This window comes from Curvibacter gracilis ATCC BAA-807, from assembly GCF_000518645.1.
In the GTDB taxonomy this organism is placed as follows: domain Bacteria; phylum Pseudomonadota; class Gammaproteobacteria; order Burkholderiales; family Burkholderiaceae_C; genus Curvibacter; species Curvibacter gracilis.
The window spans coordinates 77,059-98,579 of sequence record NZ_KI912467.1 but is presented as its reverse complement, the minus strand read 5'-3'; the positions used below and the strand labels follow the sequence as shown (position 1 = coordinate 98,579).

Annotated in this window: 19 protein-coding genes; 16 read left to right on the top strand and 3 right to left on the bottom strand. The window is 63.5% G+C overall.

What is annotated here, in order from left to right:
- The 6 genes from L880_RS0129115 (at position 1) to L880_RS36765 (ending at position 8,181) form a co-directional block, all read left to right on the top strand.
- Complete coding sequence (locus L880_RS0129115; RefSeq protein WP_157463107.1) at positions 1-321, top strand: hypothetical protein; 321 nt, start codon at positions 1-3, stop codon at positions 319-321.
- 55 nt (positions 322-376) lie between these two features.
- Positions 377-1,387 carry a methylmalonyl Co-A mutase-associated GTPase MeaB gene (gene meaB, locus L880_RS0129110; protein ID WP_019577065.1) on the top strand — a complete coding sequence of 337 codons (1,011 nt, stop codon included), beginning with the start codon at positions 377-379 and terminating at the stop codon, positions 1,385-1,387.
- 87 nt (positions 1,388-1,474) lie between these two features.
- Positions 1,475-3,007 (top strand): acyl-CoA carboxylase subunit beta, encoded by a 1,533-nt coding sequence (locus L880_RS0129105; protein WP_027478588.1) that lies wholly within the window; start codon positions 1,475-1,477, stop codon positions 3,005-3,007.
- 30 nt (positions 3,008-3,037) lie between these two features.
- Positions 3,038-5,080: an acetyl-CoA carboxylase biotin carboxylase subunit gene (locus L880_RS0129100; RefSeq protein ID WP_027478587.1), complete on the top strand. Its 2,043-nt coding sequence runs from the start codon at positions 3,038-3,040 to the stop codon at positions 5,078-5,080.
- A gap of 14 nt (positions 5,081-5,094) precedes the next feature.
- Positions 5,095-5,580 (top strand): VOC family protein, encoded by a 486-nt coding sequence (locus L880_RS0129095; protein WP_027478586.1) that lies wholly within the window; start codon positions 5,095-5,097, stop codon positions 5,578-5,580.
- 267 nt (positions 5,581-5,847) lie between these two features.
- Positions 5,848-8,181, top strand: a complete 2,334-nt coding sequence (locus L880_RS36765; RefSeq protein ID WP_342669197.1) for a methyl-accepting chemotaxis protein — start codon at positions 5,848-5,850, stop codon at positions 8,179-8,181.
- Positions 8,182-8,200: 19 nt separating this feature from the next.
- Here L880_RS36765 and rsxB read toward each other — a convergent pair whose 3' ends face one another.
- Both rsxB and L880_RS0129080 read right to left on the bottom strand, forming a co-directional pair.
- Positions 8,201-8,869 (bottom strand): electron transport complex subunit RsxB, encoded by a 669-nt coding sequence (rsxB, locus tag L880_RS0129085; RefSeq protein WP_027478585.1) that lies wholly within the window; start codon positions 8,867-8,869, stop codon positions 8,201-8,203.
- A gap of 7 nt (positions 8,870-8,876) precedes the next feature.
- Positions 8,877-10,337 carry a polyhydroxyalkanoate depolymerase gene (locus tag L880_RS0129080; RefSeq protein WP_027478584.1) on the bottom strand — a complete coding sequence of 487 codons (1,461 nt, stop codon included), beginning with the start codon at positions 10,335-10,337 and terminating at the stop codon, positions 8,877-8,879.
- A gap of 159 nt (positions 10,338-10,496) precedes the next feature.
- On the opposite strand from L880_RS0129080, the gene ygiD reads away from it, so the two are divergent.
- A complete protein-coding gene (ygiD, locus tag L880_RS0129075; protein ID WP_425389216.1) occupies positions 10,497-11,390 on the top strand; it encodes a 4,5-DOPA-extradiol-dioxygenase in 894 nt (297 codons plus the stop codon).
- 87 nt (positions 11,391-11,477) lie between these two features.
- On the opposite strand, the gene L880_RS0129070 is transcribed toward ygiD, so the two are convergent.
- A complete protein-coding gene (locus tag L880_RS0129070; RefSeq protein ID WP_027478582.1) occupies positions 11,478-12,674 on the bottom strand; it encodes an amino acid aminotransferase in 1,197 nt (398 codons plus the stop codon).
- Positions 12,675-12,827: 153 nt separating this feature from the next.
- Between L880_RS0129070 and uvrB the strand changes: the two genes are divergently transcribed.
- The 9 genes from uvrB (at position 12,828) to dnaQ (ending at position 21,473) form a co-directional block, all read left to right on the top strand.
- On the top strand, positions 12,828-14,945 hold the full coding sequence (gene uvrB / locus L880_RS0129065; protein ID WP_043330998.1) for an excinuclease ABC subunit UvrB: 2,118 nt from the start codon (positions 12,828-12,830) through the stop codon (positions 14,943-14,945).
- A 305-nt stretch (positions 14,946-15,250) separates the two neighbouring features.
- The gene (iscR, locus tag L880_RS0129060) at positions 15,251-15,787 is read left to right on the top strand and encodes a Fe-S cluster assembly transcriptional regulator IscR (protein ID WP_027478580.1); all 537 of its coding nucleotides are present in this window, start codon (positions 15,251-15,253) and stop codon (positions 15,785-15,787) included.
- A gap of 92 nt (positions 15,788-15,879) precedes the next feature.
- A complete protein-coding gene (locus L880_RS0129055) occupies positions 15,880-17,100 on the top strand; it encodes an IscS subfamily cysteine desulfurase (protein WP_027478579.1) in 1,221 nt (406 codons plus the stop codon).
- Between the two features lie 33 nt (positions 17,101-17,133).
- Positions 17,134-17,520: a Fe-S cluster assembly scaffold IscU gene (gene iscU / locus L880_RS0129050; RefSeq protein ID WP_019577053.1), complete on the top strand. Its 387-nt coding sequence runs from the start codon at positions 17,134-17,136 to the stop codon at positions 17,518-17,520.
- A 3-nt stretch (positions 17,521-17,523) separates the two neighbouring features.
- Positions 17,524-17,847, top strand: a complete 324-nt coding sequence (gene iscA / locus L880_RS0129045) for an iron-sulfur cluster assembly protein IscA (protein WP_019577052.1) — start codon at positions 17,524-17,526, stop codon at positions 17,845-17,847.
- 88 nt (positions 17,848-17,935) lie between these two features.
- Entirely contained in the window at positions 17,936-18,454 is a 519-nt protein-coding gene (gene hscB, locus L880_RS0129040) for a Fe-S protein assembly co-chaperone HscB (RefSeq protein ID WP_027478578.1), read from the top strand.
- Positions 18,455-18,508: 54 nt separating this feature from the next.
- Positions 18,509-20,371, top strand: coding sequence for a Fe-S protein assembly chaperone HscA (hscA, locus tag L880_RS0129035; protein ID WP_027478577.1), 1,863 nt, complete (start codon positions 18,509-18,511; stop codon positions 20,369-20,371).
- 53 nt (positions 20,372-20,424) lie between these two features.
- Positions 20,425-20,763, top strand: coding sequence for an ISC system 2Fe-2S type ferredoxin (gene fdx / locus L880_RS0129030; protein WP_019577049.1), 339 nt, complete (start codon positions 20,425-20,427; stop codon positions 20,761-20,763).
- Positions 20,763-21,473 carry a DNA polymerase III subunit epsilon gene (dnaQ, locus tag L880_RS0129025; protein ID WP_027478576.1) on the top strand — a complete coding sequence of 237 codons (711 nt, stop codon included), beginning with the start codon at positions 20,763-20,765 and terminating at the stop codon, positions 21,471-21,473. The genes fdx and dnaQ overlap by 1 nt, the downstream gene beginning before the upstream one ends.
- Positions 21,474-21,521: the final 48 nt, after the last annotated feature.

The window sequence follows — 21,521 nt, the reverse complement described above, 5'->3', positions numbered from 1 at the left end:
ATGAGCCATGTCGCAGTTCGCATGGACCCGGCGCTGGAGCGCGAGGGCGATGAAGCGGCCCGCAGACTGGGCCTGTCGAAGTCGCAGTACATCGTGATGGCCGTCGAGCGCTCGCTGGGGCGCCGACCGGCCCACCCGGTGCGGCACCAGGCCGCGGATGCCTTGGCCCCCCTGCGCCTGAGCGCGCAGCGTGGCGTCAAGCTCGGCGCCGAGGGTTCTCCGCTGCAGAAGAAGCTGCAAGCCCTGCTGCGCGCCCGCCTGTTGACCGACAGCGCCCAGGGCACGCCCCGGCCTGCCGACCCCGGTGCGGCCCAGGACTGAGCCCTTTGTGGCTAGCCGCGTTTGAAGCGCCCCTTTTTCACCTTTGACCCCCACCATGCAGACCCCCTTGCTTGAAGGCATCCTGAGCGGCTCCCCTGCGGTGCAGCGGCGTGCCATGGCCAAGGCCATCACGCTGCTGGAATCCACCCGGGCCGATCACCGGGCCCAGGCCGATGAGTTGCTGACGGCCATGCTGCCGCACACCGGGCGCTCGTTTCGCCTGGGCATCAGCGGTGTGCCCGGCGTGGGCAAAAGCACGTTCATCGAGGCGCTGGGCCTGTACCTGATCGGCCAGGGCCACCGCGTGGCCGTGCTCGCGGTCGACCCCTCCAGCACCGTCTCGGGCGGCTCCATCCTGGGTGACAAGACCCGCATGGAGCACCTGTCGGTGCACGAGCGCGCCTACATCCGCCCCAGCCCCAGCAGCGGCACCCTGGGCGGCGTGGCCGAAAAAACCCGCGAGGCCATGCTGGTGTGCGAGGCGGCCGGCTATGACGTGGTCATCGTCGAGACCGTGGGCGTGGGCCAGAGCGAGATCGCCGTGGCCGGCATGACCGACATGTTCGTGCTCATGCAACTGCCCAATGCCGGCGACGACCTGCAGGCCATCAAGAAAGGCGTGATGGAGATCGCCGACCTGGTGGTCATCAACAAGGCCGATATCGACGTGCATGCGGCCACCCGGGCCCAGGCCCAGATCACCTCATCGCTGCGCCTGCTGGGCCTGCACGGCAACCCCGAGCACGCCCACCATGACGAGGCCCTGTGGCACCCGCAGGTGGTGCAGCTCAGTGCCTTGCTGGGGCAGGGCGTGGATGCCTTCTGGGCCGCGGTGAGCGAGTTCCGCCGCTTGCAGGGTGCCAATGGGCGCCTGCAGTCGCGCCGCCAGAGCCAGTCGCTGGCCTGGATGTGGGAGCGCATCGACGCCGGCCTCAAGCAGGCCTTCCGTGCCCACCCGCAGGTGCAGGCTCTGCTGCCCCGCTTCACCGACGAGGTGGCCCAGGGGCTGCTGCCCGCCTCCACCGCGGCGCGTCAACTGCTGGCGGCCAGCCGTCACAGTGGCTGAGCCCCTGCAGGCCCTCCAGTTCAACCGATCCAATCGATCCAACCCCCTCATTTCCAGAATCCATCCGGAGCAAAGAGAGAAGACACCATGCAAGACATCCTGGCGCAACTCGAAAGCAAGCGCGCAGCCGCCCGACTCGGCGGCGGGCAAAAGCGCATCGACTCGCAACATTCCAAAGGCAAGCTGACCGCGCGCGAGCGCATCGAGCTGCTGCTGGACGAGGGCACGTTTGAAGAGTGGGACATGTTTGTCGAACACCGCTGCGCCGATTTCGGCATGGCCGACAACAAGATCCCGGGTGACGGCGTGGTCACGGGCTACGGCATGATCAATGGCCGCCTGGTCTTCGTCTTCAGCCAGGACTTCACAGTCTTCGGCGGTGCCTTGTCCGAGGCCCATGCCGAGAAGATCTGCAAGATCATGGACCAGGCCATGAAGGTGGGTGCCCCGGTGATCGGCCTCAACGACTCGGGTGGTGCGCGCATTCAAGAGGGTGTGGCCTCGCTCGGCGGCTATGCCGACGTGTTCCAGAAGAACGTGCTGGCCAGCGGCGTGATCCCGCAGATCAGCATGATCATGGGCCCCTCGGCCGGTGGCGCGGTGTATTCGCCCGCCATGACCGACTTCATCTTCATGGTGAAAGACAGCTCGTACATGTTCGTGACCGGCCCCGAAGTGGTGAAGACCGTGACCCACGAAGAGGTGACGGCCGAAGAGCTGGGCGGTGCCGTGACCCACACCACCAAGAGCGGTGTGGCCGACATGGCCTTCGAGAACGATGTGGAGGCCCTGCTGATGCTGCGCCGCCTCTACAACTACCTGCCGCTGAACAACCGTGAGAAAGCCCCCGTGCGCAAGAGCGGCGACCCGGTGGATCGCCAGGACAAGAGCCTGGACACCCTGGTGCCCGACAACCCGAACAAGCCCTATGACATGAAGGAGCTGATCGTCAAGACCGTGGACGATGGCGACTTCTTCGAACTGCAGCCCGAGTACGCCAAGAACATCATCATCGGCTTTGCCCGCATGGATGGGCAGACCGTGGGCATCGTGGCCAACCAGCCCCTGGTGCTGGCCGGCTGCCTGGACATCAAGAGCTCGATCAAGGCCGCGCGCTTTGTGCGCTTCTGCGACGCCTTCAACATCCCGGTGGTGACCTTCGTCGACGTTCCCGGCTTCATGCCCGGCACCAGCCAGGAGTACGGCGGCATCATCAAGCACGGCGCCAAGCTGCTGTACGCGTACGCCGAGTGCACCGTGCCCAAGATCACCGTGATCACCCGCAAAGCCTACGGCGGTGCCTACGACGTGATGGCCTCCAAGCACCTGCGTGGCGACGTCAACTTTGCCTGGCCGAACGCCGAGATCGCCGTGATGGGCGCCAAGGGCGCGGTGGAGATCATCTTCCGTGAAGACAAGGGCGACCCGGCCAAGCTGGCCGCCAAAGAGGCCGAGTACAAGGCCCGTTTCGCCAACCCCTTTGTGGCAGGTGCCCGTGGCTTCATCGATGACGTGATCCTGCCCTCCGAGACCCGCAAGCGCATCTGCCGCTCGCTGGTCATGCTGAAGGACAAGAAGCTCGAGAACCCGTGGCGCAAGCACGGGAACATCCCGCTCTGATCACCGCCACGACGAAGAAGGAATCCGAACATGTTTAAAAAAATCCTGATTGCCAATCGTGGTGAAATCGCTTGCCGCGTCATCGCCACCGCCAAGAAGATGGGCATCGCCACCGTGGCGGTGTACTCCGAAGCCGACAAGGAAGCCCGCCACGTGGCGCTGGCCGACGAGGCCGTGCTGTTGGGCCCGGCGCCCAGCCGCGAGAGCTACCTGGTGGCCGACAAGATCATTGCCGCGGCCAAGGCCACAGGCGCCGAGGCCATCCACCCCGGCTACGGTTTTCTGAGCGAGAACGAGGCCTTTGCCAAGCGTGTGGAAGACGAGGGCATGGCTTTCATCGGCCCGCGCCATTTCTCGATCGCCGCCATGGGCGACAAGATCGCCTCCAAGAAGCTGGCCAACGAGGCCAAGGTCAACACCATCCCGGGCTACAACGACGCCATCAGCGGCCCCGAGCAGGCGGTTGAGATCGCCAAGGGCATCGGCTACCCCGTCATGATCAAGGCCTCGGCCGGTGGGGGCGGCAAGGGTCTGCGCGTGGCCTTCAACGACAAGGAAGCCTTTGAGGGCTTTGCCAGCTGCCAGAACGAAGCCCGCAACAGCTTTGGCGATGACCGCGTGTTCATCGAGAAGTTTGTCGAAGAGCCGCGCCACATCGAAATCCAGGTGCTGGGCGATTCGCATGGCAACGTGATCTACCTGAACGAACGCGAGTGCTCCATCCAGCGCCGTCACCAGAAGGTGATCGAAGAGGCGCCGAGCCCCTTCATCAGCGACGAAACCCGCAAGGCCATGGGCGAGCAGGCCGTGGCCCTGGCCAAGGCCGTGAAGTACCAGAGTGCGGGCACGGTCGAGTTCGTGGTGGGCAAGGACCAGAGCTTCTACTTCCTCGAGATGAACACCCGCTTGCAGGTGGAGCACCCGGTGACCGAATGCATCACCGGGCTGGACCTGGTGGAACTGATGATCCGCGTGGCCGCCGGCGAGAAGCTGCCCCTGACCCAGGCCGAGGTGAAGCGCGACGGGTGGGCCATCGAGTGCCGCATCAACGCCGAAGACCCGTTCCGCAACTTCCTGCCCTCCACGGGCCGCCTGGTGCGCTTCCAGACCCCGCCGGAGACCATGTTCCAGAGCAACACCGACAGGCTGTTCGGCGTGCGCGTGGACACCGGGGTGACCGATGGTGGCGAGATCCCGATGTTCTATGACTCGATGATCGCCAAGCTCATCGTGCATGGGCGCGACCGCAACGACGCCATCGCCAAGATGCGTGAAGCCCTGAACGGCTTTGTGATCCGCGGCATCAGCAGCAACATCCCGTTCCAGGCCGCCTTGCTGGCGCACCCGAAATTCGTGTCGGGCGACTTCAACACCGGCTTCATCGCCGAGAACTACGGCAAGGGCTTCTTCGCCGAAGACGTGCCGCACAGCGACCCGGCCTTCCTGGTGGCCCTGGCCGCCTTCCAGAACCGCCGCTATCGCCAGCGCGCCTCGGGCATCACCGGCCAGATGGAAGGCCATGGCGCCAAGCTGGGTGAAGACTTCGTGGTGGTGGTGCTGGACAAGGCCGGCCAGCACGTGCACTACCCCGTGCAGGTGACTGAACTGGATGCGCTGACCAGCACCGTGAGCGTGGACGGCAAGGGCTACCAGTTCAGCAGCAACGCCCGTCTGGGCGCGATCCGCATCGAGGGCCTGGTGAACGGCGCCGCCTTCACCGCTCAGGTGGAGCGCGGTTCGGGCAAGAACCCGCTGGCGCTGCGTGTGTCGCACAACGGCACCCAGATCGAAGCCCTGGTGCTGTCGCCGCGTTCGGCCGAGCTGCACAAGCTGATGCCTTACAAGGCGCCGCCCGATCTGAGCAAGTTCCTGCTCTCGCCCATGCCCGGCTTGCTGGTGGATGTGGCCGTGCAGCCCGGCCAGACCGTACAGGCCGGTGAGAAGCTGGCGGTGATCGAAGCCATGAAGATGGAGAACATCCTGTTTGCCACGCAAGACGGCGTGGTGGGCAAGATTGCCGCCACCAAGGGCGAATCGCTGGCGGTGGACCAGATCATTCTTGAGTTTGTCTGAGCGGAGCCTGTGCCATGAACCGACCCTTCAAAGTGCTGGGCATCCAGCAGATCGCCATTGGCGGGCCTGACAAGACCCGGCTGCAAAAGCTCTGGGTGGACATGCTGGGCCTGACCCTGACCGGCACCTTCAAGAGCGAGCGCGAGAACGTGGATGAAGACATCTGCGCCATCGGCGAGGGGCCGTTCAAGGTCGAGGTCGACCTGATGCAGCCCATGGACCCGGACAAGAAGCCGGCCGTTCATGCCACACCGCTGAACCATGTGGGCCTGTGGATCGATGACCTGCCGGCGGCCGTGGCGTGGTTGAGCGCACAAGGCGTGCGTTTTGCTCCCGGCGGTATCCGTCGCGGCGCGGCCGGCTTCGACATCACCTTTTTGCACCCCAAGGGCAACGAGGAGTTTCCGATCTCGGGCGAGGGCGTGTTGATCGAACTGGTGCAGGCCCCGCAGGAGGTGGTGAAGGCCTTTGCAGCGCTGGCGGCATCACCCTCGGTCTGATCGCACGCGGCGCCTGCGGGCGCAGAGTTCAAAAGCCATCCACCTGCGTGGGTGGCTTTTTTTTGCCTTGCGGCAGCGGGGTCCGATTTCATCGGAACAGATTTAATTGATAAAAAAACACTTGAATTTCATTTGAGATCGCACTTTAATCACAGAGCGCGGGTTTGTCCTGAGAGTTTGGCTCAGGTTCTGTCAGTTTGGACACAGGCTCGCATTACAAAATCCGACCATCTAAAAAGTGACAGCACACCAAGGGGACACATTGCAATGAGAACGCTTTCTTTCTGGGGACCCGGTGTGGCCTTGATGTCGCGCATGCGCCTGCCGGCCAAGTTGCTGTTGCTCTCCGCCATGCTGCTGGTGCCCTTGTTGCTGGTGTGCGTGCAGTTGTTGCAGCGCTTTCATGACGATATCCAGTTCATCCAGGGTGAGCAGGCCGGTGTCCAGGTGCTGGCGCCTGTGGTGCGACTGGTGACTTTGACGCAGACCCACCGGGGGCAGATGAACATCCTGCTGTCTGGCAATGCGTCGGTCACCCCGGCGCTGGAGCAGACGGCCGAACGTTTGAAGCAGGCCATGGCCGAGGTGCATGCCGCCGTGCAAAGCCAGAGTGGCTTGAACATGAACAGCACCTGGGGCCGCATCCAGCCGCGTCTTGAGCGACTGCCTCAGTTGCGCCAAGGCGCCGCAGCGGCGAGTTTTGCGGAGCATTCGGCCGTGATCGATGACTTGCGCCGCATGGCCTATGAGACGGCCGAACATTCCGGCCTGCTGTTCGACCCTGACCCGGTGACCTACCTGCTGATCGACATGAGCGTGTCGCGCGTCATTCCCTGGACCGAGCGCCTGGGCATGGTGCGCGGCAGTGGCGCCGGCTTGCTGACCCAGGCCCAGCCCACGGCGCTGAGCATTGGGCGCCTGCATGTGCTGCTGGACAACCTGGGCAGCGAGCTGCGCGATGTGGAGTTTGCGTTGCAGACCTTGCAGCAGCGCGAGGCCGATTTGGGCCCGGTGGGAGAAACGTTGGCCAGCAGCAATGATTTCGCGCGCCTGGCCCGTCAGGCCTTCCCGGCCTCGGGCGAGCTGAGCGAGCCGCGCCTGCAGGCCAGCGATTTCTTTGCCAGTGGCACCAAGGCGATCGGCGACGCCCAGGCCTTGGGCGGCAAGGTGCTGGGCAGGATTGACAGCCTGCTGCAGGCCCGTGTGGGCACCCTGGTGTTTCAGCGCAATGCGGCGCTCGGGGTCACGGTGCTGGGCATCGCATTGCTGCTGTACCTGCTGGTGTCGTTTTACCGCAGCTTTGTGCTGAGTTTCCGCGCCATGATCGATGTGATGCACCACTTGGCCGAGGGCAATCTGCAGGTCAAGCTGGCCGTGCAGGGGCGCGATGAGTTGGGTGAGCTCGCTCAGCTGATGCGGGCCATGTCGCAGACCTTGTCGGGCATGGTGGCCGATGTGCGCAGCAACTCGGCCCTGGTGTCCCATGCCGGTGGCAGCCTGGCGGTCAGCAGCAAGGACTTGTCGGACCGTACCGAGCAGCAGGCCGCCAACCTCGAGCAGACGGCAGCCAGCGTTGAAGAGCTGGCCAGCACGGTGGAGCACAACGCGGGCATCGCCCAGCAGGCCAACGCCCGCGCGGCGCAGGTGCGTGACGATGCCGAGTCAGGGGCCTCGGCCATGTCGCGTGCCGTGGCTTCTGTCGAGGGCATGCAGCAAAGCGCCCACAAGATGAGCGAGATCATCGGTGTGATCGACAGCCTGGCCTTTCAGACCAACATCCTGGCGCTGAATGCCGCCGTGGAGGCGGCTCGGGCGGGTGAGCAGGGCCGCGGCTTTGCCGTGGTGGCGGCCGAGGTGCGCTCACTGGCCCAGAGATCGGCGGCCTCGGCGCGCGAGATCCGACAATTGATCAGTGCGTCATCCGAGCAGGTGGAGGGCAGTGTCTCGCTGATCCGCGCAGCGGGCGCCAGCATCGGCAGCATCACCGAAGGCATTCGCTCGGTGGCCAACAGCATGGCTGAGATCTCGGCCCTGAGTACCGAGCAAAGTGCCAGCCTGAGCGAGATCACCCTGGCCATCCAACAACTCGACCAGATCACCCAGCGCAATGCCCAGATGGTGGAGTCCTCGGTGCAGGAGACGGCCCTGCTGGAACACCGGGCTGCCACCTTGTCGGCATCCGTGGCTTCTTTCGCCTTGCAGCAGGGCACAGCCGAAGAGGCGCAGGCCCTGGTGCAGCGCGCAGTCCAGTTGGGGCAGGGGATGTCGGCCGAGCAACTGATGCGCCAGATCACCGATCCGGCTCAGCCCTTCCATGACCGTGACATGTACGTGTTCGTGCTGGACGAGGCGGGGGCCTACCGGGCCTTTGGCGGCAATCCGGCCAAGGTGGGTAGCAATGTGAAAGACATCCCGGGCATCCAGGGCGAGGTGCTGCTCAACAACATCATCGACCGGGCCCGGCAATCACCTGGGTGGGTCGAGTACGACATCACCAACCCGGCCACGGGGCGCATGCAGACCAAGATGTCTTTCGTGCAGGCCTTGTCGTACCCGGGGTTGTACATCGGCTGCGGGGTCTACAAGTCGCTGGCCGCTTGAGACCCAGGGTGCAGGCAGCTCATTCCTCGCCGCTGCTGGTGCTGCGGCGGGCGCGGGCCTTTTGCAAGGCGGCCTCGATCAGCGCCCGTTTGCGCTCCAGTTGGGTGGGATCACTCAGGCGCGAGTGGGCACTGATGTCCTCCAGCTTGGCCAGGGCTTCTGCCTGCAGGCGGGCATCGTTTTCGGCTTTTTCGCGGGCCTGCCGGGTCTGATGCAGGCGGTAGCGTTGCAGGGCGACCTGAGCCTCGGCTTCTGACCAGGCGGCCCAGCCGGTGCGTTCGCCGCTGACCACCTCCAGTTCGATGCAATCCACCGGGCAGACCGGGATGCACAGCTCACAGCCGGTGCACCAGGGCTCGATCACGGTGTGCATCTGTTTGTTGCTGCCCAGGATGGCGTCGGTGGGGCAGGCCTTCAGGCACAGGGTGCAGCCGATGCACCAGGCTTCGTCGATGAAGGCGACGGTACGAGGCCCCTCCGTGCCGTGTTCGGGGCTCAGAGGCTGTATCGGGCGGGCGGTGATGGCGGCGAGACGGGCCACGCCCTCGGCGCCGCCGGGCGGGCATTGGTTGATGCCCGCCTCACCCTGAGCCACCGCTGTGGCGTAGGCCTCGCAATCCGGGTAGCCGCAGCGGGTGCACTGGGTCTGGGGCAGCGCCGCATGCAGGCGCGAGATCAGATCCTGCACCGCGCACTCAACCCTTGGCAGAAGGCCCGCGCGCAGCCTTGCTGGATGCGGGCTTGGCGCTGCGGTTGGCCGCTTTGGCGCGGGCCGTGGGCTTGGCACTGGCTTCCACCTCGGCCTTGGCGGGTGGGCTGGCCTTGGCCGGGGCGCTGACCACCACCGCCTTGCTGGCCGGCGTTGCCGCCGTGCGGCCAGCGGCGGCTGCAGCGCTTTGGTGGTCCAGGATGAAACGCTTCACGGTGGGGTACACCACCTCGCGCCAGCGCCGGCCACTGAAGATGCCGTAATGGCCTGCGCCCTTGGCTTCCAGGTGCTTGCGGTGGGTGGATTCGATGCCGCTGCACAGGTCGTGGGCGGCTGCGGTCTGGCCCGAGCCCGAAATATCGTCCAGCTCGCCCTCGACGGTCAGCAGGGCGGTGTTGCGGATGTCTTGCGGACGCACGCGTTCAACCACACCCTGTTCATTGCGCACATCCCAGGTGCCCTTGACCAGCTTGAAATCCTGGAAGACGGTCTGGATCGTTTCCAGGTAGTAATCGGCATCCATGTCGAGCACGGCGTTGTACTCGTCATAGAACTTGCGATGGGCCTCGACGCTGGCGTCGTCGCCCTTGATCAGGTCCTTGAAGTAGTCGTAATGGCTGGTGGCATGGCGGTCGGGGTTCATGGCCACAAACCCCGTGTGCTGCAAAAAGCCCGGGTAGACGCGTCGGCCAGCCCCTGGGAAGTTGTGCGGCACGCGGTAGATCACATTGTTCTCGAACCACTCGAAGCTCTTGTTGGTGGCGAGGTTGTTCACCGAGGTGGGCGACTTGCTGGCATCGATGGGACCACCCATCATGGTCATCGACAGCGGGATCTGTTCCTTGCGCGAGGCCATCAGCGACACGGCGGCCAGCACGGGCACCGTGGGCTGGCACACGCTGATCACATGGCAATTGCCATAGGTGGTCTGCAGGTGGCGGATGAACTCCTGCACGTAGTTGATGTAGTCGTCGAGGTGGAATTCACCTTCGCTCAGCGGCACCAGGCGGGCGTTCTTCCAGTCGGTGATGTAGACCTTGTGGTCTTTGAGCATGGTGCGCACGGTGTCGCGCAGCAAGGTGGCGTAGTGGCCCGACAGGGGGGCCACGATCAGCACCACGGGTTGGCCCTTGAGCTTGGTCAGGGTGGCCGGATCATCCGAGAAGCGCTTGAAGCGGCGCAGTTCGCAAAACGGCTTGTCGATCTCGACGCGCTCATGGATGGCCACACCCACGCCATCGACATCCACCGTGGTGATGCCGAACACCGGCTTCTCGTAGTCCTTGCCCAGGCGGTACAGCAGGTCGTAGCCTGCGGACACACGTTGTGCCATGGGGGCCTGGCTCAAGGGCGACAGCGGGTTGCTGTAGAGCTTGGAGGCAGCCTGGGCGAAATCGGCAAACGGCTCCATCAAGGAGCGTTGGGTTTCATAGAGCTGATAAAGCATGGGGCGACCTGAGATCGTTATGTTGCACTGCAGCAAATATACCAGCGATCGGGTAGTCTTGTCTGGAGTGAAAACACCAATATTGCGTCAAATTTCTCTGTAGGGAACTGTTCTGTTGGACCCGAGTCTGCTCCAGATGAACTGCCCATTGAGCGCGCCATGAAGCGCAGAACCTGTTTGTCGGCCCTTGCCGGCCTTGGCGCTTCGGTGCCATCCTTGTCCTGGTCGGCCACGCCTTCGGTGTGGTCGACCATGCCCGTGACCCCCCGCATGCCGGTGCTTTTTGTGGGCCACGGGAGCCCCATGAATGCCTTGGGCGACAACGCCTACAGCCGCGCCTGGGCTCAGTTGGGGGCGGAGTTCGGGCGCCGTTACCCGAAGCCGAACTTGATCCTTTGCGTGTCGGCCCATTGGCTGACGGATGGCTTTTGGCTCACGGCCATGAGCCGGCCACGCACGATCCACGACTTTGGTGGCTTTCCGCAGGCCTTGTTCGATCAGCAGTATCCGGCGCCCGGTGCCCCCGCTCTGGCCAAGGTGCTGCGCGATGGCATTTTGAAACCAGAGTTGCAACTTGATCCGGATCGCTGGGGCTTTGACCATGGCACATGGTCTGTTCTCAAACCCATGTTTCCGCGGGCGGACATCCCGGTCATCCAACTGAGCATGGACTACAGCCGCCCCGCAGCCGAGCACTTTGCCTTGGGCCGACAGTTGGGTGCCCTGCGTGAGCGCGGGGTGTTGATCGTGGGCAGCGGCAATGTGGTGCACAACCTGCGTGCCACCCGGCGGGATGCACCGGCCAACCAGGCTTACGACTGGGCGCGTGAGTTCGATGCCTGGGTGCAGGGCCATCTGCAGCGTGGCGAGTTGGATGCGCTGGTCGACTTCCAGGGGCAGGGTGAGCTGGCCCGTCTGGCGCACCCCACCCATGAGCATTACCTGCCACTGCTGTATGCCGCAGGGGCGGCCAAGCGCAGCGAGATGCCGCGTGTGTTCAATGCCGATTTCCAATCGGCTTCGATTTCCATGCGCTCGGTCGTCTGGGGCTGATTCAGCCAAGAAAAAACCGCCCGAAGGCGGTTTTTTAGAAGGGGCAGGGGCTTGGCGGAGAGCTCGGCCCCTGCAGATTCAGCGTCTTCAGATCACCTTGGCAATCGCCTGGCAGACGTAGTCGATGTTCTTGCTGTTGAGCGCTGCCACGCACATGCGGCCGGTGTCGGTGCCGTACACACCGAATTCGCTGCGCAGGCGCACCATCTGGTCCTTGTTCAGGCCGGAGTAGCTGAACATGCCGATCTGGGTGGTGATGAAGCTCATGTCTTGCTGCACACCGGCGGCCTTCAGGCCGTCCACCAGCTTTTGGCGCATGGCCTTGATGCGAACACGCATCTCGCCCAGTTCCTTTTCCCACAGGGCGCGCAGTTCAGGGTTGCCCAGCACGGCTGCCACCACAGCACCGCCGTGGATGGGGGGGTTGGAGTAGTTGGTGCGGATCACGATCTTCAGCTGCGACAGCACGCGCGAGGCCTCTTCCTTGTCGGCGCACAGCACCGACAGGGCACCGACGCGCTCGCCGTACAGGCTGAAGCTCTTGGAGAACGAGGTGGACACGAAGAAGCTCAGGCCGGCGGCCACGAACTTGCCGATCACAGCGCCGTCTTCGGCAATGCCGTGACCAAAGCCTTGGTAGGCCATGTCCAGGAAGGGGGTCAGGTTCTTGGCCTTGACGACGGCAATCACCTGGTCCCATTGGGCAGCGGTGATGTCGTAGCCCGTGGGGTTGTGGCAGCAGGCGTGCAGCACCACGATGGTGCCGGGGGCGGCGGCGTTCAGCGAAGCCAGCATGCCTTCAAAGTTCACGCCACGCTTTTCGGCGTCGTAGTAGGCATAGGTCTCGACCGTGAAGCCGGCGTTGGTGAACAGCGCGCGGTGGTTTTCCCAGCTCGGGTCCGAGATCAGCACCTTGGCATCGGGGCTGACCTTCTTCAGGAAGTCGGCGCCGATCTTCAGGCCGCCGGTGCCGCCAATGCCTTGCACGGTGGCCACGCGGCCCGAGGTGACGGGCTCGCTGTCGGCACCGAACACCAGGCTCTTCACGGCGGCGTCGTAGGCGGCGATGCCGTCGATGGGCAGGTAGCCGCGCGCTGCCGGCTTCTCCATCATGGCCTTTTCAGCCGCTTGCACGCATTGCAGCAGGGGCAGCTTGCCGTTGTCATCGAAATAGACGCCCACGCCGAGGTTGACCTTGTTGGGGTTGGTGTCGGCTGCGAATTGCTCGTTGAGGCCCAGGATCGGATCGCGAGGAGCCATCTCGACGGCAGTGAAGAGAGACATGAAAGAAGTCCTTGAAGGTTGTCAGTAGCGTCAATCGGCCGCCTCGGTTAGGCTGGCGGATTGGCTTGAATTTTAGCCGCAGGCCGCCACCTGGGTTGTCCAGGGCGGCTTGGCAGCTGTCACGACGGCCTTTTCCACTTTTCAAGCATGCCCATGTCTGAACCCACCGAAGTTGATCATCCCGATACCGCGCCGGCGCACCAGGGCGAGTTTGTGTCTTTCCCCGGCTCGCCCTTTGAGCTGTTCCAGCCTTACCCACCGGCGGGTGATCAGCCCACCGCCATCAATCAGTTGGTCGATGGCGTGCTTGACGGCGAGGTGTTCCAGACCTTGCTGGGGGTCACAGGGTCGGGCAAGACCTTCACGATGGCCAATGTGATCGCCCGCCTGGGGCGGCCGGCCATCGTTTTTGCGCCCAACAAGACCCTGGCGGCGCAGTTGTACAGCGAGTTCCGCGAGTTCTTTCCGAAGAACGCGGTGGAGTACTTCGTCAGCTACTACGACTACTACCAGCCTGAGGCCTATGTGCCGCAGCGCGACCTGTTCATCGAGAAAGACTCGGCCATCAACGAGCACATCGAGCAGATGCGGCTGTCGTGCACCAAAAGCATCATCGAGCGGCGTGATGTGGTGATCGTGGCCACGGTGTCGGCCATCTACGGCATCGGCGAGCCTGAGAGCTACCACCGCATGGTGATGACGCTGCGTGTGGGCGACAAACTCGGCCAGCGTGACATCATTGCGCAGCTGATCCGCATGCAGTACCAGCGCAACGAGATGGAGTTCTCGCGCGGCAAGTTCCGTGTGCGGGGCGACACCATCGACATCTTTCCGGCCGAGCACAGCGAGTTGGCGATCCGCATCGAGCTGTTCGATGACGAGATCGAAACTCTGCAGCTGTTCGACCCCTTGACTGGGCGCATCCGACAGAAAATACCGCGTTTCACGGTCTACCCGTCCAGCCACTATGTGACCCCGCGAGATCGGGTGCTGGCCGCGGTGGAGACCATCAAGGAAGAACTCTCCGGCCGCCTCAAGGAGTTGGTGGGCATGGGCAAGCTGGTGGAGGCGCAACGGCTGGAGCAGCGCACCCGTTTCGATCTGGAGATGCTCAGCGAGGTGGGCCATTGCAAGGGCATCGAGAACTACACCCGGCACCTGTCGGGTGCCGCGCCGGGCGAGCCGCCTTCCACGCTGACGGACTACCTGCCCAAGGATGCCATCATGTTCCTGGACGAAAGCCACGTGCTGATCGGCCAGTTGGGCGGCATGTACAACGGCGACCGGGCACGCAAGACCACGCTGGTCGAATACGGTTTTCGCCTGCCCTCGGCGCTGGACAACCGGCCCCTGAAGTTCGAGGAATTCGAAAAGCGCATGCGTCAGATCATCTTCGTGTCGGCCACCCCGGCCAACTACGAGATCGAGCATGCCGGCCAGGTGGTGGAGCAGGTGGTGCGCCCCACGGGCCTGGTCGACCCCGTGGTCGAGGTGCGCCCCGCCACCCATCAGGTCGACGATGTGCTGCAGGAGATCCGCATCCGGGTCGAGAAGAACGAGCGGGTGCTGATCACCACCCTCACCAAGCGCATGGCCGAGCAGTTGACCGATTACCTGTCGGATAACGGCGTCAAGGTGCGTTACCTGCACAGCGATGTGGACACCGTTGAGCGTGTCGAGATCTTGCGGGACCTGCGCTTGGGCGTGTTCGATGTGCTGGTAGGCATCAACCTGCTGCGCGAGGGGCTGGACATCCCGGAAGTGTCTCTGGTGGCCATTCTGGACGCCGACAAGGAAGGCTTCCTGCGTGCCGAGCGCTCGCTGATCCAGACCATCGGCCGTGCCGCTCGCAATCTGAATGGGCGCGCCATCCTGTATGCCGATCGCATCACCGAGTCCATGCGCAAAGCCATGGGCGAGACCGAACGCCGGCGCCTCAAGCAGATCGCCTACAACGAAGCGCACGGCATCACACCGCGAAGCATTGTCAAGCAGGTAAGAGACCTGATTGACGGCGTTTACAGCGAAAAAAGCGGGCGTGAAGCCGAGAAGCTGGAACAGTCTGCCTTGCAAAAAGCCCGCGTCGAAGAGATGGGCGAGAAGGACATTGCGCGCGAAATCAAGCGCCTCGAGAAGGAAATGCTGGAACACGCCCGCAACCTCGAGTTCGAGAAGGCGGCCCAGGCGCGAGACCAGTTGGCATTGCTGCGGGAGAGGGCTTTCGGGGCGGCAGGCTCAGACAATGTGGTCGTTCTGCCTTTGCGAAAGTAGTCAGGAACTCTGTGGGGGCAAGCCCGTTCAAACATCGAGTCTGCCCTTTGCCTGGGCGTAAGAAACCGGTGGTCAGGAGCCCGATTTGTTTGTACTATCGACCCAATTGATTGAATTGTGACTGATCGGTATTTTTACCTGACTGTTTAATTTGGCCTTAGTGATATACTTGACGCAAACAGTCAAGAACCCAGAACGATGAAGGGCCGGCCCCAAGAGCCGGATAACGGGGTGAGGACGGAGCCTGCGGCATACCCTGCCGTGAGGTATTTGAAACAAGACCAAGCCTGACGAAGGAGCTTGATATGCGTCTCACAACCAAAGGCCGCTTTGCGGTGACCGCGATGATCGACCTGGCATTGCGCCAGAACAATGGCCCGGTCACCCTGGCCGCCATCAGCCAGCGTCAGCAGATTTCGCTGTCCTACCTCGAACAGCTTTTTGGCAAGCTGCGCCGGCATGAGCTGGTGGAGTCCACCCGTGGGCCGGGCGGTGGTTACACCCTGGGTCGCAAGGCGGCCGACATCACGGTGGCCGATATCATCGTGTCGGTGGATGAACCCATTGACGCCACCCAGTGTGGCGGCAAGGAAAACTGCCTGGGCGAAGCCGGCCGTTGCATGACCCACGAGCTGTGGTCGGCCCTCAATCAGCGCATGGTCGAATTTCTGGATTCGGTCACGCTGCAAAAGCTGGTCGAAGAGCAGATCGCCAAGGGCGTGCAGGTCGAAGACAAGCCCGTGTTGCGCCGCGCGATTTCGAGCACCCCGGTGGTCAAACCGATCCGTGTCAATGCGCCGAATTCGGTGTTTGCCCTGGGCAATGCCTTCGCCAAGTCGTGATGTTTTGAACGCTGGCACGCCCCACGGGCGTTGCCGGTCTACCCGATTGCTGTTGCGTTTCTGCAAGCAAGTCAGTTTTGATTGAGCCAGCCATGGACATGACCCCTCATTTCCCCATTTACCTCGATTACGGTGCCACCACGCCCGTCGACCCGCGCGTTGTTGACGCCATGATCCCGTGGTTGCGCGAGCATTTTGGCAATGCCGCCTCCCGCAGCCACGCCTGGGGCTGGGAAGCCGAAGAGGCGATTGAAAAAGCCCGTGCTCAGGTCGCCGACCTGATCGGTGCCGATCCGCGTGAAATCGTCTGGACCAGCGGCGCTACCGAGTCCATCAACCTGGCCCTCAAGGGAGCGGCCCAGTTCTACAAGGGCAAGGGCAAGCACCTGATCACCCTGAAGACCGAGCACAAAGCCGTGCTCGACACCATGCGCGAGCTGGAGCGCCAGGGTTTTGACGTGACCTACATGGACGTCCAGGAAGACGGCTTGCTCGACCTGGAAGCCCTCAAGGCGGCGATCCGCCCCGACACCATCCTGATCAGCGTGCTGTTCGTCAACAACGAGATCGGTGTCATCCAGGACATCCCCGCGATTGGTGCCCTGTGCCGTGAAAAAGGCATCCTGCTGCACGTGGATGCGGCCCAGGCCACTGGCCGTGTCGAGATCGACATGAACCAGTTGCCCATCGACCTGATGAGCATGACGGCCCACAAGACCTACGGCCCCAAGGGCGTGGGTGCCTTGTACGTGCGCCGCAAGCCCCGGGTGCGCCTGGAAGCCCAGATCCATGGCGGTGGCCATGAGCGCGGCATGCGTTCGGGCACCTTGCCCACGCACCAGATCGTGGGCATGGGCGAGGCCTTCCGGATTGCCAAGGCCGAGATGGCTGAAGGCAACGCCAAGGCCTATGCCTTGCAACAGCGGTTGCTCAACGGCTTGAAGGACATCGAGCAGGTGTTCATCAACGGCAGTCTGGAGCGCCGCGTGCCGCAGAACCTGAACATGAGCTTCAACTTCGTGGAAGGCGAGTCGCTGATCATGGGCATCAAGGGCTTGGCCGTGTCGTCCGGCTCGGCCTGCACCTCGGCCAGTCTGGAGCCCAGCTACGTGCTGCGCGCCCTGGGCCGCAGCGATGAGCTGGCGCACAGCAGCCTGCGCATGACCATCGGCCGTTTCACGACCGAAGAAGAAATCGATTACGCCATCGGCACCATCCGCGAGAACGTCAACCGCCTGCGCGAGCTCAGCCCGCTGTGGGAGATGTACAAGGACGGCGTCGATCTGAGCACCATCCAATGGGCTGCGCACTGAGCGCACACCCACCCAAGAACTGAGGACCTGATCATGGCTTATTCTGAAAAAGTGGTAGACCACTACGAGAACCCGCGCAACGTGGGCTCCTTTGACAAGGGTGATGAATCGGTGGGCACCGGCATGGTGGGCGCACCGGCCTGCGGCGACGTGATGAAGCTGCAGATCAAGGTGAACCCGCAGACTGGCGTGATCGAGGATGCACGCTTCAAGACCTATGGCTGCGGCTCGGCCATTGCTTCGAGCTCGCTGGTGACCGAGTGGGTCAAGGGCAAGACGCTCGATGAAGCGGCTGCGCTCAAGAACAGCCAGATCGCCGAAGAACTGGCCCTGCCGCCCGTGAAGATCCACTGCTCCATCCTGGCTGAAGACGCCATCAAGGCCGCAGTGAACGACTACCGACAAAAGCACACGCAGTAAACCATGGCTGTGACCCTGACTGAAGCGGCTGCCCGGCATGTGAGTCGATACCTGTCCCGACGGGGCAAGGGCATTGGCGTGCGACTGGGCGTCAAGACCACCGGATGCTCTGGCCTGGCCTACAAGCTGGAGTATGTCGACGACCTGGCGCCTGAAGACATCGTCTTCGAAGGTCATGGTGTCAAGGTGCTGATCGACCCCAAGAGCCTGGCCTACATCGATGGCACCGAGCTCGACTTCGTGCGCGAAGGCCTGAACGAAGGTTTCCGCTTCAACAACCCCAACGAACGCGATCGTTGCGGCTGCGGCGAAAGCTTCCGGGTCTGACACCGGGCTGTGCCGGCCGGCATTGGCCGGCCTCTTGCTTGATGAAACCGCCTTCACCTGCGTGCTGGCGGTTTTTTTACTGAATGCCATGAACCTGCAATCCAATGATTTCGAGCTGTTCGGCGTGCCCGAGCGGTTTGCCCAGGACCGCGCTGCGCTCGACCAGCGCTGGAAAGACCTGCAGCGTGAGGCCCACCCTGACCGTTTTGCCGCACAAGGCGGCGCGGCTCAACGGGTGGCCATGCAATGGTCAGTGCGCATCAACGAGGCCTACCAGCGCCTGAAAGACCCTTTGCGCCGGGCCGCCTACCTGTGCGAATTGCGCGGTGCGCCCATCGAGGCAGAGAACAACACCGCCATGCCGGCGGCTTTCCTGATGCAGCAGATGGAGTGGCGTGAAGCGCTCGATGACGCGAACAGCGCCGCTGCCTTGAATGGGCTGGACGCCGAAGTGAGGGCCGCCCGGGCCCAGGCCATCGAGGCCTGCCGGCGTCTGCTGGACGACGAACAGCAGTTCGCCGCCGCAGCCCAACAGGTCAGAGCCCTCATGTTCATTGCGCGATTTGAGCGCGACATTGAGTCCCGGCTGGATCAACTGGGACAATAAGCGTTTGTCGCATTTGTGGCGTTTGCCACATCCCCCGAACCCGAAAAGAATTCCATGGCGCTTCTCCAGATTTCCGAGCCCGGCCAGTCACCCGATCCACACCAGCGTCGCATTGCCGTGGGCATCGACCTGGGCACCACCCATTCGCTGGTGGCCGCCATGCGCAATGGCGTGGCCGAATGCCTGCCCGATGCCCAGGGCCGGGTGATCCTGCCCTCGGCCGTGCGCTACCTGGAGGGCGGAGGCCGCCAGATCGGTTTTGACGCGCTGCCGGCCCAGTCCACCGATCCCCAGAACACCATCGTCTCGGTGAAGCGTTTCATGGGCCGGGGCCTGAACGACCTCAAGGACGTGTCGCGCCTGCCGTACCGCTTTGTGGGCGAGCCGGAGCAGGGCATGGTCAGCCTGCAGACGGTGGCCGGCGTCAAGTCGCCGGTCGAGATCAGTGCCGAGATTTTGGCCACGCTGCGCTACCGGGCCGAGGACAGCTTCAACGACGACCTGTACGGCGCGGTCATCACCGTGCCCGCCTATTTTGACGACGCCCAACGTCAGGCCACCAAGGATGCGGCCCAACTGGCCGGTATCAAACTGCTGCGCCTGATCAACGAGCCCACCGCTGCCGCCATCGCCTATGGGCTGGACAACGCCAGCGAAGGCATTTACGCGGTGTACGACCTGGGCGGCGGCACGTTCGATATCTCCATCCTGCGCCTGACCCGGGGTGTGTTCGAAGTGATTGCCACGGGGGGTGATTCGGCCCTGGGCGGTGATGACTACGACCAGGCCTTGGCCGCCTGGGTGCTGGCCCAGACGGGCGTCCAGGCTGCCGATGCGCACGACCTGGCCCGCTTGCGGGTGGCTGCCCGGGCCTGCAAGGAAGCCCTCACGGATGCCGAGACGGTTGATTTCGTGGCCGATCTGAGCACCGGCCCCTTGCGCCACCCTGTGCGCCGCGGCGATTTTCATACCGCGACCGAGGCCCTGACCGCTCGCACCCTCAGCGCGGTGCGCAAGGCCTTGCGCGATGCGCAACTCGAGCGTGACGAGGTGCAGGGTGTGGTCATGGTCGGGGGCTCCACACGCATGCCCCAGGTGCAGCAGGCCGTGCACGATTACTTTGGCAAGGCCCCGCTCAACAACCTTAACCCCGACGAGGTCGTGGCCCTGGGGGCCGCCATCCAGGCCAATCAACTGGCCGGCAATGATCAGACCGGCGACCTGTTGTTGCTGGATGTGATCCCGCTGTCGCTGGGCTTGGAGACCATGGGCGGTCTGGTGGAGCGCATCGTGCCGCGCAACCAGACCATCCCCACCGCCATGGCGCAAGACTTCACCACCTATCAGGACGGCCAGACCGCCCTGGCCCTGCACGTGGTGCAGGGCGAGCGCGACCTGGTGGCCGACTGCCGCAGCCTGGCGCGCTTCGAATTGCGTGGCATTCCGCCCATGGCCGCAGGTGCTGCGCGCATCCGCGTCACCTTCACCGTGGACGCGGATGGCCTGCTGCAAGTGGCCGCGCGCGAGATGATCAGCGGTGTGGAGGCGGCCATCGAAGTCAAACCCTCGTACGGCCTGTCGGACGAGCAGATTGCCCGCATGCTGCAAGACAGCTTCAGCACCGCCCAGCAAGACATGCAGGCCCGTGCGCTGGCCGAGGCCCGTCTGGAGGCCGACCGCATGGTTCTGGCCACCCGCAGCGCCCTGAAGGCCGATGGTGACCTGTTGTCAGATGCCGAACGCGCCACCCTCGACAGCCTGATCGACGCCGCCTTGGCAGCCAAGTCGCTGGAGGATGCCAAATCCATCGAAGCCGCCACCGAAGCGCTGGCCAAGGGCACCGAAGCCTTTGCCGCCAGCCGCATGAACCGGGGCATCCAGCAGGCACTGGCCGGTCGCCAGGTCGACTCGCTCTGATACCCGAATCTGACGCCACCATCCAAGGCCCACCCCCTCAACGACCCATTGCCATGCCCGTCATCAAAATCCTGCCTCACCCCGAGTACTGCCCCGAGGGCACCGAAATCAAGGTGGCCACCGGCACCAACATCTGTGAGGCGCTGCTCGACAACCACATCAACATCGAGCACGCCTGCGACATGAGCTGCGCCTGCACCACCTGCCACGTGATCGTTCGCGAAGGCTTCAACTCGCTCAATGAGCCCGAGGAAACCGAAGAAGACCTGCTCGATCGCGCCTGGGGGCTGGAGCCTCAGTCGCGTCTGAGCTGCCAGGCCATCGTGGCCCGTGACAACCTCACGATCGAGATCCCCAAGTACACGATCAACCACGCCAAAGAGAACCACTGATGTCGCGCCAGATCGTCTTTGACACCGAGACCACCGGCCTGTCCGCCGAGAACGGCGACCGGGTGATCGAAATCGGCTGTGTCGAGCTCGTCAACCGCAAGCTGACCGGCCGCAACCTGCATTACTACCTGAACCCTGAGCGCGACAGCCACGAAGATGCCTTGCGCATCCACGGGCTGACCACCGAGTTCCTGCGCGACAAACCCAAGTTCGCGGCCGTGGTCGACGAGTTCCTGGACTACATCCAGGGCTCCGAGCTGATCATCCACAACGCTGCCTTCGACGTCGGCTTTCTCAACAAAGAACTCGAGCTGCTGGGCCGCCCCCCGTTGAGGAGCTACGTCACCGGCGTGATCGACACCCTGGCCATGGCCAAGGAGATGTTCCCGGGCAAGCGCAACTCGCTGGACTCCCTGTGTGACCGCCTCGGCGTGGACAACTCGGGGCGCACCTTGCACGGCGCCTTGCTGGATGCCGAGCTGCTGGCCGATGTCTATGTGTACATGACGCGAGGCCAGGATGCCTTGCTGATCGATGCCGGCTCCGAGGAGGAGACCCAGACCCAGGTGGTCGCTTTCGACTTGAGCGGCATCGAGCTGCCGGTGCTGGAGGCCAGCGAACAAGAGCTGGCGGCACACGCCGATGTCATGACCCAGCTCGATAAATCGAGTGGCGGCAAAACAATTTGGCGAACTTTCGAAAACAGCTAAAAAACTGTGCAATAATAGAGTTCTTGACGCAGTGAAGCGCTAAACGAA